Annotated in this window: 21 protein-coding genes; 10 read left to right on the top strand and 11 right to left on the bottom strand. The window is 61.5% G+C overall.

Annotation, left to right across the window (positions count from 1 at the left end):
- The first annotated feature begins 140 nt into the window (after window positions 1-140).
- Window positions 141-1,139, top strand: a complete 999-nt coding sequence (locus ACT53S_RS03240) for a Fe(3+) ABC transporter substrate-binding protein (RefSeq protein WP_142070998.1) — start codon at window positions 141-143, stop codon at window positions 1,137-1,139.
- Between the two features lie 90 nt (window positions 1,140-1,229).
- Here ACT53S_RS03240 and ACT53S_RS03235 read toward each other — a convergent pair whose 3' ends face one another.
- From ACT53S_RS03235 to ACT53S_RS03215, 5 genes are all read right to left on the bottom strand, one after another.
- Window positions 1,230-2,288, bottom strand: coding sequence for a M48 family metallopeptidase (locus tag ACT53S_RS03235; protein WP_476065886.1), 1,059 nt, complete (start codon window positions 2,286-2,288; stop codon window positions 1,230-1,232).
- Window positions 2,278-3,345, bottom strand: coding sequence for a YjgN family protein (locus tag ACT53S_RS03230; protein WP_476065885.1), 1,068 nt, complete (start codon window positions 3,343-3,345; stop codon window positions 2,278-2,280). Before ACT53S_RS03230 ends, ACT53S_RS03235 begins: the two co-directional genes overlap by 11 nt.
- Before the next feature lie 113 nt (window positions 3,346-3,458).
- Window positions 3,459-3,851, bottom strand: a complete 393-nt coding sequence (locus ACT53S_RS03225) for a GFA family protein (protein WP_476065884.1) — start codon at window positions 3,849-3,851, stop codon at window positions 3,459-3,461.
- Window positions 3,852-3,957: 106 nt separating this feature from the next.
- Window positions 3,958-5,454, bottom strand: coding sequence for a CoA-acylating methylmalonate-semialdehyde dehydrogenase (locus ACT53S_RS03220; protein ID WP_142070735.1), 1,497 nt, complete (start codon window positions 5,452-5,454; stop codon window positions 3,958-3,960).
- A 101-nt stretch (window positions 5,455-5,555) separates the two neighbouring features.
- The gene (locus ACT53S_RS03215) at window positions 5,556-6,461 is read right to left on the bottom strand and encodes an NAD(P)/FAD-dependent oxidoreductase (protein WP_476065883.1); all 906 of its coding nucleotides are present in this window, start codon (window positions 6,459-6,461) and stop codon (window positions 5,556-5,558) included.
- 134 nt (window positions 6,462-6,595) lie between these two features.
- Between ACT53S_RS03215 and ACT53S_RS03210 the strand changes: the two genes are divergently transcribed.
- On the top strand, window positions 6,596-7,057 hold the full coding sequence (locus ACT53S_RS03210) for an Rrf2 family transcriptional regulator (RefSeq protein WP_113377264.1): 462 nt from the start codon (window positions 6,596-6,598) through the stop codon (window positions 7,055-7,057).
- Between the two features lie 33 nt (window positions 7,058-7,090).
- The gene (locus tag ACT53S_RS03205; protein ID WP_476065882.1) at window positions 7,091-7,972 is read left to right on the top strand and encodes a LysR family transcriptional regulator; all 882 of its coding nucleotides are present in this window, start codon (window positions 7,091-7,093) and stop codon (window positions 7,970-7,972) included.
- A gap of 96 nt (window positions 7,973-8,068) precedes the next feature.
- On the opposite strand, the gene ACT53S_RS03200 is transcribed toward ACT53S_RS03205, so the two are convergent.
- From ACT53S_RS03200 to ACT53S_RS03190, 3 genes are read right to left on the bottom strand one after another with little or no spacing between them, the layout of a single operon-like run.
- Window positions 8,069-8,662, bottom strand: coding sequence for a DUF1007 family protein (locus ACT53S_RS03200; RefSeq protein ID WP_476065881.1), 594 nt, complete (start codon window positions 8,660-8,662; stop codon window positions 8,069-8,071).
- On the bottom strand, window positions 8,659-9,324 hold the full coding sequence (locus ACT53S_RS03195; RefSeq protein ID WP_476065880.1) for a hypothetical protein: 666 nt from the start codon (window positions 9,322-9,324) through the stop codon (window positions 8,659-8,661). Before ACT53S_RS03195 ends, ACT53S_RS03200 begins: the two co-directional genes overlap by 4 nt.
- 8 nt (window positions 9,325-9,332) lie before the next feature.
- Complete coding sequence (locus tag ACT53S_RS03190; protein WP_476065879.1) at window positions 9,333-9,923, bottom strand: HupE/UreJ family protein; 591 nt, start codon at window positions 9,921-9,923, stop codon at window positions 9,333-9,335.
- Window positions 9,924-10,112: 189 nt separating this feature from the next.
- Between ACT53S_RS03190 and ACT53S_RS03185 the strand changes: the two genes are divergently transcribed.
- Together ACT53S_RS03185 and ACT53S_RS03180 are read left to right on the top strand one after the other, a co-directional pair.
- Window positions 10,113-10,742, top strand: coding sequence for a HupE/UreJ family protein (locus ACT53S_RS03185; protein WP_476065878.1), 630 nt, complete (start codon window positions 10,113-10,115; stop codon window positions 10,740-10,742).
- Window positions 10,743-10,915: 173 nt separating this feature from the next.
- Window positions 10,916-12,019, top strand: a complete 1,104-nt coding sequence (locus ACT53S_RS03180) for a branched-chain amino acid aminotransferase (RefSeq protein ID WP_113377259.1) — start codon at window positions 10,916-10,918, stop codon at window positions 12,017-12,019.
- A 108-nt stretch (window positions 12,020-12,127) separates the two neighbouring features.
- On the opposite strand, the gene ACT53S_RS03175 is transcribed toward ACT53S_RS03180, so the two are convergent.
- Window positions 12,128-12,373, bottom strand: a complete 246-nt coding sequence (locus ACT53S_RS03175; RefSeq protein ID WP_113377258.1) for an SMc00767 family acetate metabolism repressor — start codon at window positions 12,371-12,373, stop codon at window positions 12,128-12,130.
- 161 nt (window positions 12,374-12,534) lie between these two features.
- The gene (gene aceA, locus ACT53S_RS03170; RefSeq protein ID WP_476065877.1) at window positions 12,535-13,824 is read right to left on the bottom strand and encodes an isocitrate lyase; all 1,290 of its coding nucleotides are present in this window, start codon (window positions 13,822-13,824) and stop codon (window positions 12,535-12,537) included.
- Between the two features lie 239 nt (window positions 13,825-14,063).
- Between aceA and ACT53S_RS03165 the strand changes: the two genes are divergently transcribed.
- The 5 genes from ACT53S_RS03165 to ACT53S_RS03145 all read left to right on the top strand — a co-directional run bounded on the left by ACT53S_RS03165 (window position 14,064) and on the right by ACT53S_RS03145 (window position 19,725).
- The gene (locus ACT53S_RS03165) at window positions 14,064-15,491 is read left to right on the top strand and encodes a helix-turn-helix domain-containing protein (protein WP_476065876.1); all 1,428 of its coding nucleotides are present in this window, start codon (window positions 14,064-14,066) and stop codon (window positions 15,489-15,491) included.
- 138 nt (window positions 15,492-15,629) lie between these two features.
- Window positions 15,630-16,730, top strand: coding sequence for a polyamine ABC transporter substrate-binding protein (locus tag ACT53S_RS03160; RefSeq protein ID WP_142070749.1), 1,101 nt, complete (start codon window positions 15,630-15,632; stop codon window positions 16,728-16,730).
- Between the two features lie 89 nt (window positions 16,731-16,819).
- A complete protein-coding gene (locus ACT53S_RS03155) occupies window positions 16,820-17,974 on the top strand; it encodes an ABC transporter ATP-binding protein (protein ID WP_113377254.1) in 1,155 nt (384 codons plus the stop codon).
- 10 nt (window positions 17,975-17,984) lie between these two features.
- Complete coding sequence (locus ACT53S_RS03150; protein WP_476065875.1) at window positions 17,985-18,893, top strand: ABC transporter permease subunit; 909 nt, start codon at window positions 17,985-17,987, stop codon at window positions 18,891-18,893.
- Between the two features lie 10 nt (window positions 18,894-18,903).
- Window positions 18,904-19,725, top strand: coding sequence for an ABC transporter permease subunit (locus ACT53S_RS03145; RefSeq protein ID WP_113377252.1), 822 nt, complete (start codon window positions 18,904-18,906; stop codon window positions 19,723-19,725).
- A gap of 29 nt (window positions 19,726-19,754) precedes the next feature.
- On the opposite strand, the gene ACT53S_RS03140 is transcribed toward ACT53S_RS03145, so the two are convergent.
- Window positions 19,755-19,991 carry a DUF6460 domain-containing protein gene (locus ACT53S_RS03140; protein ID WP_476065874.1) on the bottom strand — a complete coding sequence of 79 codons (237 nt, stop codon included), beginning with the start codon at window positions 19,989-19,991 and terminating at the stop codon, window positions 19,755-19,757.

The following is a 19,991-nucleotide window of genomic DNA, read 5'->3' as shown; positions in this document are numbered from 1 at the left end:
CGACTCACGTGTCCGTGATTAAAGTGGACTGGAATTGACAGCTTAATTCAATTCATGAATATGCGCCTCAACTAAGTTAGATAGGGAGATTGAGGATGACCTGCAACCCGCTGAGCCGCATTGCGTTCGGTGCCGTTTCGATGCTGGCCCTGACGGCCGGTTCGGCTTTGGCCGATGGAGAGGTCAACATTTACTCGTATCGCCAGCCGGAGCTGATCCAGCCGCTGATGGACCGCTTCACCGAGGAAACCGGCATCAAGACGAACATCCTCTTTCTGGACAAGGGACTGGTTGAGCGCATCGCTGCAGAAGGCGCCAATTCGCCGGCCGACGTCATTCTGACCGTCGACATCGCCCGTCTCACGGAAGCCAAGGAAGGCGGCGTGACCCAGCCGCTGACCGACGAGGACATCAACAAGCAGATCCCCGCCCAGTATCGCGACAGCGAAGGCAACTGGTTCGGCCTGACAACACGTGGCCGCGTGATCTATGCCTCCAAGGACCGCGTCTCCGAAGATGCGATCACCTATGAAGAACTGGCCGATCCCAAGTGGAAGGGCCGCATCTGCATGCGTGATGGTCAGCACTCCTACAATATCGGCCTCTTTGCCTCGATGGTTGCCCATCACGGCGCCGAATATACCGAGAAGTGGCTCGCCGGCCTGAAGCAGAATCTGGTGAAAAAGCCCGACGGCAACGACCGCAGCCAGGCCAAGGCGATCTTCGCCGGCGAATGCGACCTCGGCCTTGCCAACACCTACTATCTCGGCCTGATGAAGACGAACGAGAAGGATCCCGAGGAGAAGGACTGGGCGGCTGCCGTCAAGGTTCTGTTCCCGAACAGCGCCGACCGCGGAACCCATGTGAACATCTCCGGCATGGCGCTCGCCAAGAACGCTCCGAACAAGGACAATGCCGTCAAGCTGATGGAATTCCTGGCCTCCGACGAAGCCCAGACGATCTACGCCGAAAAGGTCTTCGAATATCCTGTAGGCCCGCATGCAAAGCCCTCGGAGATCGTGGCCGGCTTCGGCGCCATCAAGCCGGACACCCTGCCCCTGACCGAAATCGCGGCGAACCGGAAGATTGCCTCCGAACTGGTGGACAAGGTCGGCCTGAACGAGGGTCCCACGCAGTAAGCTTTAACTGTCTTCAAAGGCAGGAAAGGGGCGGCTCTCAGGGCCGCCCCTTTTTTACGCGCCGCTTCAGGAAGTCACTTTCGGCCGCCGTCAACTTCCGCCCGGCATGAGTTTTTTCGCATAATCGTCGATTGCCTGGCGGCGTTCCGCAGTCCCGGGATGGGTCGAGATGAACGAGCTTTCGCTGTCAATGCCCAGCTTCTCCTCAAGTCGCGCGAAGAAACGCCCGATGGCCCGGGGATCGCGGCCCGCCTTTGTCATCAGTTCCACGGAGATCCGGTCCGCCTCGCTTTCGGCGTCACGCGAGTAGGAGAGTGCGACGAGCGCTGCACCATTGGTCAGAATATCTTCGCCTGCAGATCCGACATCGCCGGCAATCAGCATGATGAGACCCGCGGTACCCGCGGCGCGATAGAGTTGGCGCAGCGAGTGGTCACGTTCGACGTGGCCGATCTCGTGGGCGAGGACACCGACGATCATGTCCAGATCCCCCTCGGTCAGGGTGACCAACTCGTCCGTGATCACCAACGTCCCGTCCGGGAGGGCGAATGCGTTCGGGCCGATGACGCCGCCCTTGCGGAAGTTGAGATTGTACGCCGAAGCCCCCCGCGCCGAGAAAGCCGCGACCTGATTGAACGCCGACCTGATCTCGTTCTTTTTTTCCTCCGGCAGGTCGCTGGGGCTGAAAACGGCCTTGTCGAGCGAAAGGAGCGTCCCGCTCGCCATCCAACCCGTCACCGCCGGCGGCGTCACAAGGACGGCGACCTCGACGAGAGCCGGGACAGCATAACGATAGATGCCGACCGACAGCAGGACGATGGCCGCGACGATGCCGAGCAGCCGCGGATGGAAGCGTTCCAGCTCGTGAATGAAACCGGTTCGGCCGTGGCGCTTGAGCCATGTATCGACAGCGTCATTGTCGTCGGTCTCGAACATCGACCCGTCAGGAAAGCCGATCCGACGGGGCACCCGGCCGATCCGCGTGGAAACCTCGACACGTTTGAGATCACCCACGGCAACCGGATCGCCACCCGTCGCGAGACGGACGAAGAGCGTCTGGCCCTCGCCGAACAGGTCAGCGACCTCCGCCCGGCTGGAGCGGGGCGGATGCCAGCGGCCAGAGGTGATGCGCCTGTCATCAGAAGCCAAAGTCGAACCCTTCGAGATCGAGATATTCCGCCGTGACGGCAGATCCTGAAGCCTGCATCGAGGATATCACATCGTCGAGTTCGCCATCGACCACGATGCCGGAATGCTCGATCACATAGCGGTGCTCGCGCACGGCGGCCCAAGGCCGCATCAGACCGAACGTCACCACCGAGACCACGAGGTTGGACACCACGATCCAGAAATAACGCAACCGACCGAGGTCGGAGAACAGGCTGTGACGCGTGTCGAACCGGGTCGCGTTCATGACCACGTTGCGAACGCCGATCCGGTAGAAGATCGCCGCAATGCCCCAGAGCAGGAAGGCGGGTATGAGAGCGCCATAGATCGCAAGGATCAACCGCATCTCCGGTTCCGCGGTTGCGTCTTCCAATCCCTCGGCGCCGTAGTAACCGAAAATGCCGACCACGGCACCCACGGCGGCACCGACGATCATCAGAAGAAAGGCCGGCAACCAGACGCGATACAGCGCGCCGATCTTGGGATCCGTCTCGAAGGCGCGGTCGCCGTAACGCAGATTGTTGAAGATGTAGCGGTAAAGCCAGCGGCTCGCGAAGGGCGCCAGAATGCCAAGCGAGAAGAAGGAGACGAGGCCGCCGACGATGATGGCAAAGAACGCACCACCGGTCTTGCCGACGAAATCGAAGCGGATGTTGCGGTAGCTCGTGACACGCGCGTTGAAGCGCAGGCTGCGCATGACGATCCAGGGGAGCAGGACCAGCATCAGTAGCGCCAGAATGCCGCCCGCAATCGGGCTGACGGTCAGCAGCACGTTGTAGGCGATGATGTAACCAAAGACGATGGCGCGGCCGATGAAGATCTGAAGACCCTTGGCGTGGTAGTCGAAGGAGTGACCATCGACAAACGAGTTGCCGTAGAAATAGCGGTTGCGGCGGACCTTGGCCCAGGCCGAATAGATGCCGACCGTGATGATGGTCAGCAGGATGTTGACGATCCAGATGCCGAAATACTCACCGGCGCTGCCGCGGAACTCACCGCGACGCAAAGCGTCCGCCCGGCCGAAAACTGCCTGTTGCATGAAATGTCCCTCATGAAATCACATCGCATGACGCTATCCCCCGCGTCATAACCGACATTGATCACGAGATCTTTACGTACTCAAGTGCGCTCGGACACTCGTAAAGCAGCGTCTCAGGCTTCGCGTATCTCGATGCACCACCATTTCGGCCGTCCGCCCTTGTAGGAATGATAGGTGGGCTTGAGGTCGGCAGCACTGGTGCGATCGAAGGCGCCCAGCAGCAGTGCGACCGTCGGTTGATCGTCGATCGCGCCGAGCGAGGAGCCGCAGGTCGAACAGAAGGCGCGCGAGGAGAAGTCTGATGAGCGCCACGTGGCCGGGATACCGGCGGGGCCGACCCAGCGGACGGCGTAGCGCGGGAATTCGACCCAGGTCGCGGTGAGGCTTCCCGTATGGCGCTGGCACATCTTGCAGGAGCAGGTGTGCGGTTTGGCGGCCGGCGCATCGGCTTCGAAGCGGATCGCTCCGCAGAGGCAACCGCCGGTATGGATCTTCTTCTTCGGCATCGTCAGCCCTCCCGAGACAGAAGCTATCGATTGGCTGGCGCCTGACAAGAGAACGCCACCCCGTCTTTCGAGGGGTGGCGCGAATGTGATCGAACTGCTGGTTCGCTTACTTCATCGTCGGCATGACGAATTCGGCACCGTCCTTGATGCCGGACGGCCAGCGCGAGGTGACCGTCTTGGTGCGGGTCCAGAACTTGATCGAATCCGTGCCGTGCTGGTTCAAGTCACCGAAGGAGGAGGACTTCCATCCGCCGAAGGAGTGGTAGGCGAGCGGAACCGGGATCGGCACGTTGATGCCGACCATGCCGATGTTGATGCGGCTTGCGAAGTCACGGGCGGCATCACCGTCACGGGTGTAGATCGCGACGCCATTGCCGTATTCGTGCTTCATCGGCAGGTCGAGGGCTTCTTCGTAGGTCTTGGCGCGGACGACCGAAAGAACAGGACCGAAGATTTCGGTCTTGTAGATGTCCATATCCGGCGTGACGTGGTCGAACAGGCAGCCGCCGACGAAATAGCCGTTCTCATAGCCCTGGAGCTTGAAGTCGCGGCCGTCGACCACGAGCTTGGCACCGGCTTCGACGCCGCTGTCGATCAGCGACTTGATGCGGGCCTGCGCTTCCTTGGTGACGACGGGGCCCATGTCGGCCTTGTCGTCGGTATAGGGACCGATGCGCAGGCTTTCGACCATGGGCGTCAGCTTTTCGATCAGACGGTTGGCGGTTTCTTCGCCGACCGGAACGGCCACGGAGATCGCCATGCAGCGCTCGCCAGCGGAACCGTAGCCGGCACCCATCAGCGCCTGGGCGGCCTGGTCCAGGTCGGCATCGGGCATGATGATCATGTGGTTCTTGGCGCCGCCGAAGCACTGGGCGCGCTTGCCGTTCATCGCAGCGGTTCCATAGACATAACGGGCGATCGGGGTCGAGCCGACGAAGGAGACGGCCGAAATGTCCGGATGGGTGAGGATACCATCGACGGCCGACTTGTCGCCATTGACGACATTGAGGATACCGGCCGGGAGACCGGCTTCGATCATCAGTTCGGCAAGGCGGATCGGAACGGACGGATCGCGCTCGGACGGCTTCAGGATGAAGGCGTTGCCGCAGGCGATGGCAGGCGCGAACATCCACATCGGGATCATGGCCGGAAAGTTGAATGGCGTGATGCCGGCGCCGATGCCGACGGCCTGACGGATCGAATACATGTCGATATTCGGGCCGGCCCCTTCTGTGAACTCGCTCTTCGACAGATGCGGGATGCCGATGACGAACTCGCAGACTTCGAGGCCGCGGACGATATCGCCCTTGGCGTCCTCGATCGTCTTGCCGTGTTCGCGCGACAGGGTCTCGGCGAGGCTGTCCATGTTGTCATTGAGGAGCTGGACGAACTTCATGAAGACGCGGGCGCGGCGCTGCGGATTGGTGGCCGCCCACTTGGCCTGGGCCGACTTGGCGTTCTCGACGGCCGCGTTCAGCTCTTCGGCGCTGGCGAGCGAAACTTCGCCCTGCACTTCGCCGGTCGCGGGATTGTAGATGGCCTGCTTGCGGCCCGAGGTGCCGGCGACATGCTTGCCGCCGATGAAATGCCCGATCTGATACATGGGTTTCCTCCTAAATTTGATGGAGGCAGTATGCGCTTCGATTTTCACAATTCAACAGGATGATTTCCGCATCCGTTGTGCGTAAATTAAAGCGCCGTAATCTAGGACCAGAGCGATGCCTCAATCAGGGCGCGATGTGCCGAGATGCCGGCCATCACGCCGGAGGCACTGGCCAGCGTCGCATTGTGCATAGGACTGGCGGCATCACCGGCGGCAAAGACACCTTGCTTGCTGGTGCATCCCATCTGAACCTTGATGTGCATGCCCTGTGGCCCTTCTTCCATTTCAAGGCCGAGCTGGGATGCCAGCGGAGACGCAATCGACACCTTGGATTGGGCAAACAGCGCGTGAATTTCCACGAACCGCCCATCGGCGAGACGGACCGCCTCAAGCCGGTCACCTTCGCCGATGAGTTCTACCAGCCGTTCCGTCTCTATCATCACCCTGCGTGCAGCAAGCACCGCCAAACGCTCCTCGTCGAACGTCACTCCGGGTTCAACGAACATGGTGGTCCGGCCCCAATCCGGCAGGATGCTGCCCTGATGGGCGGCGAGCGGCGAAGAGGCGAGGATGCCGATCGGGCCTCCACCGATTTCGTAGCCGTGGCAATAGGGGCAATGCAGAACTGTGCGGCCCCAACGCTCGGCAAGACCCGGGATGGGCGGAAGCGTATCGGCTACGCCAAGAGCGAGCACGAGCACCTGCGCTTCCACACAGCGTCCGTCGGCCATGCCGACCGTGAACCCGCCTGGGCGGCGTTCGGCATCCGTCGCCTCCCCTTCCAGGAGCTGGAAATTCGGATAGTGCGCCAGTTGCTCCAGAGCCCGGCGACGAATTTCGGAAGGCGCTACTCCGTCTTGCCCGAGAAAGCCATGAGACGCTTCGGCAAAGCGATTGCGCGGGTAGCCCGCATCGATCAGCAGCACATGGCGGCGAGTGCGGGCGAGCTGCATGGCGGCCGAGAGACCTGCAAAACTTCCACCCACGATAACGGCGTCATACTTCACGAGAGGCTCCTTCATGTAACTTTTGATGTTATGTATCTTCTTAAGTTACATGATCAAACTCGTCAAGTGATGTAACTTGGCTTGTTGCATGACGCTCTCTGCGATACGCATCCGTCAACAATGGAGGATTGCCGATGCGCGGCGATAGCCGTCTCTCCCGGATGCTGCACGTGCTGATCCATCTCGGGCGCCGCAAGGAACCGGCGACGTCGGAGATGATCGCCAGAATGCTCAACACCAATCCCGTGGTCGTTCGACGGACGATGGCGGGCCTGCGCGAACGCGGCTATGTCCAGTCGGAGAAAGGGCATGGTGGCGGTTGGAAGCTCACCAGAGGGCTGGACGAAATCAGCCTGCTTGATGTCTACGAGGCGCTGGAGAGGCCGGAACTCTTTTGCCTCGTTAGCGCGTCCGACCATGCGGGGTGCCTTGTCGAGATATCCGTCAATGAAGCGCTCGAGGATGCGCGGCGCGAAGCGGAGGCGCTGTTGCTTTCGCGGTTTGCGACGCTCAAGCTCTCGGACATCGCCGGCGATTTCGACAGGCGGCTGGAGATGCTGGGCCTGAGCGGCGGCGCACATGGCCATGACATCTGATGCCCGAAAACACGCAACAGGGGAGGTCTTGGCATGAACTGGGATGACGTGCGCATCTTTCTTGCCGTGGCCCGCACAGGCCAGATTCTCGCTGCGTCCCGACGGCTGGGGCTCAACCATGCAACGCTGTCGCGGCGGCTGACATCGCTGGAAACCGCGCTGAAGACGCGCCTCTTCATTCGCCGCACCAATGGCTGCGAGCTGACTGCCGAGGGCGAAGCGTTTCTTTCCTCCGCCGAGCGGATGGAAACCGAGATGCTGGAGGTTCAGGCGCGGCTGGGACGCACCGATACGCAAGTCGCCGGCACGGTGCGGATCGGCGCTCCCGATGGGTTCGGCGTATTTTTCCTCGCCTCGCGGCTCGGCGCGCTGATTGCCCAGCATCCGGAACTCAAGATCCAACTCGTGCCCGTGCCGCGCTCGTTCTCGCTGTCGCAGCGGGAGGCGGATATTGCGGTAACGCTCGAGAGGCCGGACCAGGGACGCCTGGTCTCGTCCAAGCTCGTCGACTACACGCTCGGGCTCTATGCTTCACGCGCCTATGTCGAGGCACATCGCCTGCCGGCGACGGCCGAAGACCTGAAGGCGCATCGCCGCATCGGCTATGTCGAAGACCTTATCTTTACACCGTCGCTCAATTTCACCGGCGAGGTCATGCGCGACTGGAATGCCGGCTTCGAGATTTCCTCGGCCATCGGCCAGACGGAAGCGGTGCTGGCGGGTGCGGGGATCGGCATCCTGCACAGCTATATCGCGCGGCAGCATGACAGTCTCGTGCGCGTGTTGCCGGAGATCGAGATCCGTCGCGCCTATTGGACGACCTATCACGAAAGTGCGCGGGAACTGGTGCGGGTACGGGCGGTGGTGCAGTTCCTGCAGGACGCGGTGGAGAAAGATCGCGGGATCTTCGCTTGAGCAGTCGTCCCCCGGTCCGCGACGGCTCAGGATTTCAGCCCGGCGAAAGGCTCCCGATACTATCTGGCAACGCGGCTCGCACGGCCGGCTGTGCCCTTATCGACACATGAGCATCACAGCATCCGGCGTGACGAGGCCGCCGAAATAAGTCTCGTCAGGGCGTTGTTCGACCCGCACCGTGCAAGCACCCGCTATGCCAGAGATTACGGGCGGCACCTTGCTCAGGCTAAATGCGATGGTCAGGTCACGATCGCGCAGGAGGACGCCAAGGGTCCGCCCCTTGAGGTCGAGCGGCGTGGGCAGGCGCAGTGTGATCTGGAGCGCAAGATTGGCCCCATCGAACCGCACGGCGACCTCTGCCGCCTCAGGAAGATCCAAGGGCGCCTTATCGAGCGAAAGCTCCGTGTAAAATGCGCGCGCGCGCAAGCGGTGCTGCAGCTCCGCAGAGAGTTCCGTCATTTCCCCCTGCGACAACAGACCATCGCCATCTGTATCGAAGCGGCGGCTTACTCGCTGGCTCGTCGCGTTGTCGAAGACAATCAGCTCCGACAGGGCAAGCACATGCGCCTCCCTCACTTCGAAGGCGACTGCTACCGAGGCCGCGATATCCGGATGGGCCAATGCAGGGCCGGCGGTGCCGACCACAAACATTGCCAGCGCCAGCCGGCTTCCGAGAGAGCGGGGCGTCACGCCGACGGCTCCTGCAAGACCGGCAGTGGCGGAAATGGCGGCGGTGTTAGTGCAGGTTCGCGCGTGGCCATGAAGGCCCCACCGTAGAGCAGTGCCACAGCCAGCATCCAACTGCCCGCAATCCGGGAGGCGATGCCAAGAACCGGATGGGCAAGTCGCGCGATGGGCCATCCGACTGCGACGACGATTGCCGTCTGAATGGCGAAGGCCGCCGGGAGATAGTGGGGCGAAAAGAGTGCAGGGTCGCTCAGCCGAGTCGCCACGGCAAGCGCTGCACCGGCGACCGTGAGCATCAATGGCGCGATCCAAGCGCGCCGTTCCTCAGGCAGCACCAGCGTGATGCCAACGGCAAGGCAGGCGATTGGCCCGGTGAGAAAGAGATGGGATGCCGCCCCGCGCAAGGGGGCCATGAGGGCGTAGATGTCTTCCCGAACGAGCAATCCTGCGACCGCGCCCGCCAGAAGTGTCACGGCGGATAACAGGCGCGGCCTGCGCGGCAGCTGGCCCAGAACAACGCCGGCCCCGACAACGGGCAAGAGCAGTTCCACACTCAGAATGCCCGCAAAGGCAGAGGTGCCAGCCTGAAGGCCGGGCAGCAACAACCACGAGAAAAGCGCGATGCCCAGAGCCAGCGGCAGAAAGCACCAGGCACGGGATGGCATATCTGCCATCAGGCGACGAGGAAATAGACGCCGCCGAGCCCGATCAGGCCTCCAAGCGCGCGGGCCATCTGGCCACCCTGCAAACGCTGGAAGCCGAGACCGACGCCAATGCCGGCGAGATGGATAAGGCCGGTGGCGACGACGAAGCCGAAAGCGTAGTCGGCCGGATCGGCGGCGTTCGGGAGTTCAGCCCCGTGGGCATAACCATGGAAAATCGCAAAGATGCCGATGACCGCCAGCGCCAGCCATTCAGATGGACGCCAGAGGAAGGCGATGGCAGCTCCAAGCACGATGATCGAAAGTGCAATCCCGCTTTCGACCGCCGGCAAGGGGATGCCCGCGATGCCCATGATGCCACCGGCGACCATGATCAGCGGAAAGGCGATCGGCAGGCTCCAGACCGAGCGACCGCCCATCTGGGCACCCCACAGGCCGACGCAGAACATCGCCAGCATATGATCGAGGCCGGAAAGCGGATGCTCGAAGCCATGCAGGAAACCACCGCCCTCGCCCGCCAGCACATGCGCTTCCGCCATCGTAGGAACAGAAACCGCGAGAGCAGCGAGCGTGAGATACTGAAAGAGGCGGTTGGACGACATGGACATTCTCCGGGAAAGATTGCGGAAGGCTGAAACCAGATTTGCGGCAAAATCGCGATCGGAACCACAGGTTGGTCCGCGCCGCCAACACTATATCCGAATCGCACGAAACTGTAGACGCAGAAGAAAGGCCCGGCCATAAGGGCACGACCGGCACCGCGAACGAGACAGACATCGGAGCCAAGGAAGATGCGCAGAATTTCCGCAACGTTGATCCTCACCAGCCAGCGCCTGGTTTCTGCGGCCGTGGCGCTTCTGTTTTTCCTGATACCCACTCTTGCCCAGGCGCATGTCATGGACGGACCCCTCGGTGGCTTCGGCTCGGGTTTCGGACATCCGCTGGCGGGACCGGATCATTTTCTCGCGATGCTGGCCGTAGGGCTGTGGGGCGCCCAGATGGGTGGGCGCTCGGTCTGGACCTTGCCGGCGACATTCCCCCTTGTGATGTGCATTGGCGGCGTCGCCGGCATGCTCGATATCCTGCCGACGGGCATCGTTCAGGCGGGCATAGCCATCTCGGTCCTTGCGCTCGGGGCGGCGATCGCTGTGGCCTGGAAGGCGCCGGAATGGGTGGCGCTGGGACTGATTTCCGCTTTTGCCATCCTGCATGGCATCCCCCACGGCGCGCTGGCCCCGAGGGCCAGTGACCCGGCCGCCTTTACCGTGGGATTCGTCGTTTCGACCGGCGTCATTCACGTTATCGGGATCGGGATCGGCGCTGCTCTCAAGCCCGTAGCCCAAGGAAAACTGGTGCAGGCGCTCGGTGCTGCGATCGCACTCGCCGGCATGTGGTTCCTTCTCGCCCTCGTCCTTGGCTGATTGTAGCGGTCCGAGCCACGGGAAGCCCTGCCAGCAACCGCATTTTGCTGCATTGCAGCCATACGGTTTCAGTTGACAAACGGGAGCGGAACCGCACAAACCACGGCATCGTCCGGCCGGAGCAGTTTCGGCCTGACACCGCGAAACCGTGAACATCCAGGCACAGGCTTTTCATGACCACGAATACCGCAGAGCTCGACTTCCATATCGTACCGAATGCCGCTCCCATGCCGGAAGCCGAGCGGCTGGCGGCTTTTGAAAACCTGGGCTTCGGAACGCTGTTCACCGACCACATGGTGGTGGTGCAATGGCATGCCGACAAGGGCTGGCATACGGCCGAAGTGAAGGCGCGCGGCCCATTCCAGATCGACCCGGCCGCCAGCGTTCTGCACTACGCCCAGGAAATCTTCGAGGGCATGAAGGCCTATAAGGGGGCGGACGGTCGCATCACCCTGTTCCGTCCGGAAGAGAATGCCCGGCGCTTCAACAAGTCGGCCGAGCGTATGGCGATGCCAGAGATCCCGGAAGAACTGTTTCTCAAGGCGGTCGAGGAACTGGTCAAGATCGACGCGAAATGGGTGCCGGAAGGGGAAGGCAGCCTTTATCTTCGCCCGTTCATGTTTGCGAGCGAGACATTCCTCGGCGTTCGCCCGTCGCGGGAATACATCTTCAGCGTCATTGCCTCGCCGGTCGGCCCCTATTTCAAGGGCGGGAGCAAGCCAGTCACGTTGTGGGTCAGCGAACACTACACACGTGCAGCCCCCGGCGGTACGGGTGCAGCCAAATGCGGCGGCAACTATGCTGCCAGCCTGCTCGCCCAGAAGGAAGCGTCCAGCCGCGGCTGCGACCAAGTGGTGTTCCTTGACGCCGCCGAACACAAGTGGATCGAAGAACTGGGCGGCATGAACGTCTTCTTCGTCATGGATGACGGCACGGTCGTCACCCCGCCGCTCTCGGGCACCATCCTGCCCGGCATTACCCGCAACTCGATCATCAAGCTTGCCGGCGACAATGGCCTGAAGGTCATCGAGCGGCCCTACTCCTTCGATGAGTGGATGGCGGATGCCAAGAGCGGAAAGCTGCGTGAGGCCTTCGCCTGCGGCACGGCGGCCGTCGTTGCCGCCATTGGAACTGTACGCCACCCGGACGGCGAATTCGTCATCGGCAATGCCGGCACGGGCATGGAAACGGAAAAGCTGCGCAACCAACTGACCGGCATCCAGCGCGGTACGGTGGCCGACCCTTACGGCTGGGTGAAGGACGTCACCCGCATCTAAGGCAGCCGAACGAAAAAGCCGCACAGCAATCCACCTCCTCCCCGAGGCGATCGCTGTGCGGTACCAATCCGGAGGTCAGGACCGGATGGGGGATATTGGGCTGCGGGATCAGGCCGCGTTTGCGCCCTGGGTCACGATAACGGGGATCAGCAGATCACCCCAATTGCCGTCGCCGCCATGGTGACGGGCCGAGCGGACGAGTTCGACCGAGACGCCGGCATCGACGGCCTTCATGATCGAGTGGTTGAGACGGTGCAGGTCATTGGCCAGCATGCGGATCATCGCCTGCTGATCGGTGGACATGGCCGAGGACTGTTCTTCGGCGCGTTCCTTGACTCGGGTCTGGGGTGTCATGGCATTTCTCCTCTTGGTGTCTGGGGTTTTTGAAGTCACCTCACCCTTGAGGGGGAGGTCGCAGCGTAACTGCGGGTGGGGGTGAGCCTCGGACGGTTGCGACGGTCACCCCACCCCGGCACTGCGTGCCGACCCTCCCCCTCAAGGGGAGGGTGCGATCCTTACTCAGCCGCCGGCTTGAACTGCTCGGTTTCGGTCGATTCCTTCATCGCTGTTGTCGAAGACTGACCGGCGGTGATGGCGAGCGAGACGGCGTCGAAATAGCCGGTGCCGACTTCGCGCTGGTGCTTGGTCGCGGTGTAACCGTTGACCTCGGCTGCGAATTCCGCCTCCTGCAACTCCGAATAGGCGGCCATCTGGCGATCCTTGTAGCCGCGGGCCAGTTCGAACATGCCGTAGTTCAGCTGGTGGAAACCGGCGAGCGTGATGAACTGGAACTTGTAGCCCATGGCACCGAGCTCCTTCTGGAACTTGGCGATCGTCGCGTCGTCGAGATGCTTCTTCCAGTTGAAGGAAGGCGAGCAGTTATAGGCGAGCCTCTTGCCCGGATAGACCTTGTGCACGGCTTCTGCGAACTTGCGAGCCTGTTCCAGATCCGGCTTGCCGGTCTCCATCCAGATCATGTCGCAGTAAGGCGCATAGGCGATCGCACGGGCGATGCAGGGTTCGATGCCGTTCTTGACCTGGTAGAAGCCTTCCGCTGTGCGGCCCGCATCGTAATCGACGAAGGGCTGGTCGCGCTCGTCGATGTCGGAGGTCAGGAGCTTTGCGGCTTCGGCGTCCGTACGGGCAACGATCAACGTCGGGACGCCCATGACGTCAGCGGCGAGACGGGCGGCGGTCAGGTTGCGGATATGAGCCTGGGTCGGGATCAGGACCTTGCCGCCGAGATGGCCGCACTTCTTTTCCGACGCGAGCTGGTCTTCGAAGTGGACACCGGCAGCACCGGCTTCGATGAACGCCTTCATGATCTCGAAGGCATTGAGCGGTCCGCCGAAGCCGGCTTCTGCATCGGCAACGATCGGGGCGAACCAAGTGTCGACCGAAAGCCCTTTGCCTTCCTGCGTCTCGATCTGATCGGCGCGCTGCAAGGTCTTGTTGATGCGCTTGGCAAGTTCCGGTGCGGCATTCGCCGGATAAAGCGACTGATCCGGATACATCGCGGAAGCCGTGTTGGCATCGGCGGCGACCTGCCAGCCGGACAGGTAGATGGCCTTCAGGCCGGCACGGACCATCTGCATGGCCTGATTGCCGGAGAGAGCGCCGAGCGCATTGATGAAGGGCTCTTCGTTGATCAGCTTCCACAGGCGGTTAGCGCCCATTTCTGCCAGCGTGTGCTTGATCTCGACCGATCCGCGCAGGCGCTTCACATCTTCGGCAGAGTAGGGACGATCGATGCCGTCATAGCGGCCCTTGGGTGCATTCGGAACGAGATTGTAAAATTCAGTCATGTCGGATCTCCCTGTTCACTGCCAGATGCGGACCTTGCCGGAACTTCCGGTCCTCTACTCCGCTTCTGATGTGACTAGATTTACACCGCACTGCGAAAGACGCCTAGAAAATTCGATAAAACAACGATATGAAAGAGGTTAGGCTGTCTTGCCTTTGACAGCCGCACCGTGTAAATTTGTAAATATTGTCAATACAGTTGCGGCATCGATGACGGTCATTTTTGTAAAGGAGCTGTAAAATGGCAGAGCGCAAGATCTTCGCCGGCCCCCGCGTCCGCCGCATCCGAAACGGCCTGGGGTTGACCCAGACGGCCATGGCAGAGGCGCTGGAGATCTCGCCGTCCTATCTCAATCTGATCGAGCGCAATCAGCGCCCGTTGACGGTGCAGCTGCTGCTCAAGCTCGCTTCCGTCTACAAAGTCGACCTCGACGAACTGCAGGGCGAGGCTGGAGGCTCAACCAGCCAGCTCCGCGAGGTCTTTGCCGATCCGCTCCTGTCGGGCGAACTGCCTGGCGATCAGGAACTGATCGAAGTGGCGGAAGCAGCCCCCAATGCCGCAAGCGGCATTGTCAAGCTCTACCGCGCCTATCGCGAGCAAGTGGCGCGCCTTTCCGATCTCGCGGATCTTCTTGCCCGCGAGGGCCACGAGACCTCGCTTTCCGGTGCACGCCTGCCGATCGACGAGGTCCGCGAGGTCTTCGAACGCCGCCCCAACTATTTTGCCAGCCTCGACGAGGCGGCCGAAAGTTTCCATGCCGGTCTCAACCTGTCGGCGGGGGATGACCTGGCGGTCGCCCTCAAGGCCTGGCTGCGGTCCACCCATGGCATCGTGGTTCGTGCCCTTCCTGTGCAGACCATGCCCTCACTGCGGCGACGCTATGACCGCCATTCCATGCGCCTCTTCCTCTCGGAGCGCCTGTCACCCTTTGACCAGCTGCGCGAGGTTGCCATGGAGGTGGTGCTTCTGGCGCTCGGCGAACATGTCCAGGCGGAGCTTGAGCTCCTGGAGCTCTCATCCGGCGAGGCGCGCCGCATCGCCCGTTTCGAGCTGGCGCGTTATACCGCGCATGCGCTGATGATGCCCTACGGCGCCTTTTTGTCTGCCGCCATCCGCGCCCGTTACGATATCGACGTGCTGCGTGCCCGCTTCAATGTGTCCTTCGAGCAGGCCGCCAATCGGTTGACCATGCTGCAGCGACCCGGCGCAACGGGCGTTGCCTTCTTTATGATGGAGATCGACAATGCGGGGAACCGCTTCCGGCGTGCCGGCGCAACCGGCTTCCCGCATGCGAGGTTCGGCGGCGGCTGTCCCAAGCTCAATGTCCATTCCGCCTTCGGCCAGCCGGGTCAAGTTCTGGTCGAGCAGGTCGAGATGCCCGATGGCGCGACCTTTCTGACGATGTCGCGCACACTGGAGGGGCCGCAGGCGAGTTTCGGTGAGCGCATCCGACGGACCGCACTCTTGATCGGCTGCGATACGGCAAGTCGTGACGAGGTCGCCTATTCAGCCGCTCTGCCGGACCGTTCGGTGCCGGCGATTGGTATCGGACCGGCATGCCGTCTGTGCGAACGTTCGGGCTGTCTTGCCCGCGCGGAGCCGCCTCTGACCCGCCCGCTCGGCCTCGACGAGATGGTGACCGGGCTTTCTGCCTTCGACTTCCAGTGACCGAGATGCACCCGATAAAGCATTCGCGACTGCGAAGAATTTTGCTTGTCGCCCGTCCAAATCCTTTCTAGTCTCTTAAAAAACAACGGGAATGGCATCGGGGGCACCTCGCTCCCAAAGGCTGGAACAGGAGAAAAAATGAAGGCTCATTTCATCCGTACGGCGTCAGTGGCCCTGGCGACGATCTTCATCGCATCGGCTGTTCATGCGCAGGAACGCGTCGTCCACGTCTACAACTGGTCCGACTACATCGACGAGTCGGTGCTCGAGGAGTTTACCAAGGAGACCGGCATCAAGGTCGTCTATGACGTGTTCGATTCCAACGAGCTGCTGGAAACCAAGCTGCTTGCAGGCGGGTCGGGCTACGATGTGGTGGTGCCCACCGCTCCTTTCCTCGCTCGCCAAATCCAGGCAGGCGTTTTTCAGAAACTCGACAAGTCGAAGCTGCCGAACCTGAAGAACCTTTGGCCGGAAGTTTCCGAGCGCCTGGCAAAATATGATCCCGGCAACGAATATGCCGTGAACTACATGTGGGGCACCACCGGCATCGGCTACAATGTCGCCAAGGTAAAGGAAGCGCTCGGCGCCGACTTCAAGGTCGACAGCTGGGATGCGATTTTCAAGCCTGAAAATGCCGAGAAGCTGGCCGGCTGCGGCATCAACATCCTCGATGCGTCGGACGAGACTTTCGCTATCGCCCTGAACTATGCCGGCAAGAACCCTGACAGCAAGGAAACGGCCGATCTGGAAGCAGGCGGCGAGGTCTATTCCAAGATCCGGCCATCGGTGCGTACATTCAATTCGTCGGCCTATATCGACGATCTGGCAAATGGCGACATCTGCGTGACGATCGGCTGGTCGGGCGACATCCTGCAGGCCAAGGCGCGGGCGGAAGAGGCCAAGAACGGGGTCGAGATCAACTACGTGATCCCGAAGGAAGGCACTTATATGTGGTTCGACAACATGGCCATCCCCGCGGATGCCCAGAACGTTGCCGAAGCGCATGAGTTCATCAACTTCCTGATGAAGCCGGATGTCATCGCCAAGGCTTCCAATTACGTCCAGTACGCGAATGGCAACCTCGCCTCGCAGGCGCTGCTCGATCCGGCGGTCAAGGACAATCCGTCCGTCTATCCGCCAGCCGACGTCATGGCAAAACTCTTCACCATCTCGCCCTACGGCCCCAAGGAACAGCGCGTGCTGAACCGGGTCTGGACACAAATCAAGACCGGCAGCTGACGGTCGACACACCTACCGCCGGGCGCATCAAGCGTCCGGCGTTTTTCTTCCTATCGGGGCAATAATCATTTCACGTCTGGGATCGGGTAATGGCGAAGTCATTGGGGCCTGTTAAACGCAAATTTTCTCCTTGGACCGAAGCGGACGCGGTACCGTTCATCCGGTTCGAGAACGTGACCAAGCGCTTTGGCGATTTCGTCGCCGTCGACAACCTGACGCTCGACATTTACGAGCGTGAATTCTTCTCCCTGCTTGGTCCGTCGGGCTGCGGGAAGACGACGCTGATGCGCATGCTGGCGGGCTTCGAACAGCCGACAACCGGTCGCATCCTCCTGCAGGGCAAAGACCTGGCGGGCACACCGCCCTACAAGCGCCCCACCAACATGATGTTCCAGTCCTACGCGCTCTTCCCGCACATGACGGTGGAGAAGAACATCGCCTTCGGTCTTGAACAGGACAACCTTCCGAAGGGCGAGATCGACGCACGGGTTCAGGAAATGCTGAAGCTGGTGAAACTGGAGAGCTTTGCCAAGCGCAAGCCGAACCAGCTTTCCGGTGGCCAACGGCAGCGCGTGGCGCTCGCCCGGTCTCTCGCCAAACGTCCGAAGGTGCTGCTGCTCGACGAACCGCTCGGCGCGCTCGACCGCAAACTGCGCGAAGAAACCCAATTCGAGCTCATGGATATCCAGACGAAGCTCGGCCTGACATTCCTGATCGTGACCCACGACCAGGAAGAGGCAATGACCGTGTCAGACCGCATCGCGGTCATGGACAAAGGTATTCTGGTGCAAGTAGCAACACCGGCGGAAATCTACGAAGCACCGAATTCCCGCTACGTGGCGGACTTCATCGGCGACATCAACATTCTCGAAGGCAAGGTCGCCGCCAAGGAAGCAGGTGCTGCCGGAGAGATGGTGAAGGTGGACTGCGAGGGGGCGGCAATCACCGTCGACCAAACCTGCGACGCCAAGGTAGGCGACAGCGTCGCATTTGCCATCCGGCCGGAGAAGGTGCGGATCTCAACCTCCAAGCCCGAAGATGCCTCCGCCAACGCCCTGCACGGCGAAGTGTGGGACATCGGCTATCTTGGCGACTTCTCCGTTTTCATCGTCAAACTGGACGACGGGCGCATGTTCCGGGCGGCCCAGGCCAACGTCTCGCGCCTGGTCGACCGGCCCATCACCTTTGGCGACATGGTTTGGCTCTCTTGGCCGACCGATGCCGGCCTCGTACTGACACGCTGAGGAGGGCGACATGGCCGAACCCGTCGCCGCCGCCACCAGATCCGGGCCAGCCCGCTGGCTCGTCGTCATCATCCCCTACTTCTGGATGGTGCTGTTCTTCGTGGCCCCCTTCCTGATCATCGTGAAGATCTCGCTGTCGGATACGGCGATCGCCATGCCGCCCTACACACCCGTGCTCGACGGGCTGTCGGCGCTCGGTGATTTCTTCAGCCAACTGGATTTCGAGAACTACACGTTCCTCACGGAAGACCCGCTCTATTTCAACGCCTATGTCTCGTCGTTGCGGATCGCGCTGATCTCGACCTTCCTGCTGCTGTTGATCGGCTATCCGATGGCGCTTGCCATGGCGCGCGCGTCGGTCACGATCCGGCCGACGCTCGTCATGCTGGTGATCCTGCCGTTCTGGACGTCGTTTCTGATCCGCGTCTATGCCTGGATCGGCATCCTGAAGCCGGAAGGGCTTCTGACAGTCCTTCTGCACTCGCTCGGTCTGATGGACGAAGGCAACCAGGTCCAGATCTTCCGAACCGAGATCGCCGTCTTCATCGGCATTGTCTATTCCTACCTGCCCTTCATGGTTCTTCCGCTTTACTCGGCACTGGAGAAGATGGACGGCACTCTTCTGGAAGCAGCAAGCGACCTCGGCTGCCCGCCATGGAAAGCGTTCTGGAAGATCACCTTCCCGCTGTCGATCCCGGGTGTGATTGCCGGCGCGATGATCTGCTTCATTCCGATTACCGGAGAATTCGTCATTCCGGACCTTCTGGGCGGCGCCCAGACGCTGATGATCGGCAAGACCTTGTGGACCGAGTTTTTCGGCAACCGCGACTGGCCACTCGCCTCGGCCGTGGCGGTCCTGCTCCTGTTGCTTCTGGTCGTGCCCATCGCGATCTTCCAGAACCAGCAGCAGAAAGCGTGAGGTCGGACCGATGAAACCTGGAAAATTCGACGCAACGATTCTCACGATCGGTTTCGCTTTTCTCTACATCCCGATCCTGATCCTGGTGATCTACTCGTTCAACGATTCCAAACTGGTCACGGTCTGGGGCGGATTTTCGCTGAAATGGTATGGCGAGATGTGGCGCAACGAGGGCCTGATGAGTGCTGCCTGGGTCACGCTGCGGGTCGGTCTGCTCAGCGCCACGCTCGGCACCATACTCGGCACGCTGACGGCGCTGGCGCTTGTCCGCTACGGGCGCTTTCCGGGGCGCCTGCTTTTCTCCGGCATGGTTTATGCACCGCTCGTCATGCCTGAGGTGATTACCGGGCTGTCGCTGCTGCTGCTGTTCGTGGCCATCGGCGTGGATCGAGGTCTGATGACGGTGGTCATTGCTCATACGACCTTCACGATGTGCTACGTAGCAATCGTCGTGCAGTCGCGGCTCCTGACCTTCGACACCAGCCTTGAAGAGGCGGCACACGATCTAGGCTGCCCACCGGTCAAGACCTTCTTCAAGATTACCCTGCCGCTCATCCTCCCTGCCGTCATTTCCGGCTGGATGCTCGCGTTCACCCTGTCGCTGGACGACCTGGTGATCGCCAGCTTCACGACGGGTCCGGGCGCAACGACCCTGCCGATCAAGATCTACTCACAGGTTCGTCTCGGCGTGACGCCTGAGATCAATGCGGTCTGTACCATCCTGATCGGCATTGTGACGATCGGTGTGATCATCGCGTCGATCAGCACGAAGCAGCGCGAGCTGCAGCGCCAGCGCGACGAACACGTCGCGGCCCGTGGGACAACGAGCTGAGAGGCGAAAAATAAACTCCTACCGACCCGCTACCCGCGGGGCGGCAGGAGTATGTAGGTGACGAACCAGAGCGGGATGATCACGATCGCCCCCATCAGCATACGCGGGGCGGTCCAGGCGAAGGCGGAAACCAGTCCGTCCTGAATATCTTGCGCCGTCACGCCGAGACCGTCGAGCACGGTTCGTGGCGTCAGTCCAAAAAAGGATAGAAGCGTGCCCGCGATCAGCGAGGCCAGCGCCATCTTGATCAAGCCGGAAAGGAACAC

This window comes from Allorhizobium sp. DMC15 (assembly GCF_056314065.1).
The sequence above is the reverse complement of the archived record's forward strand: the minus strand, read 5'-3'. Positions and strand labels throughout refer to the sequence as shown.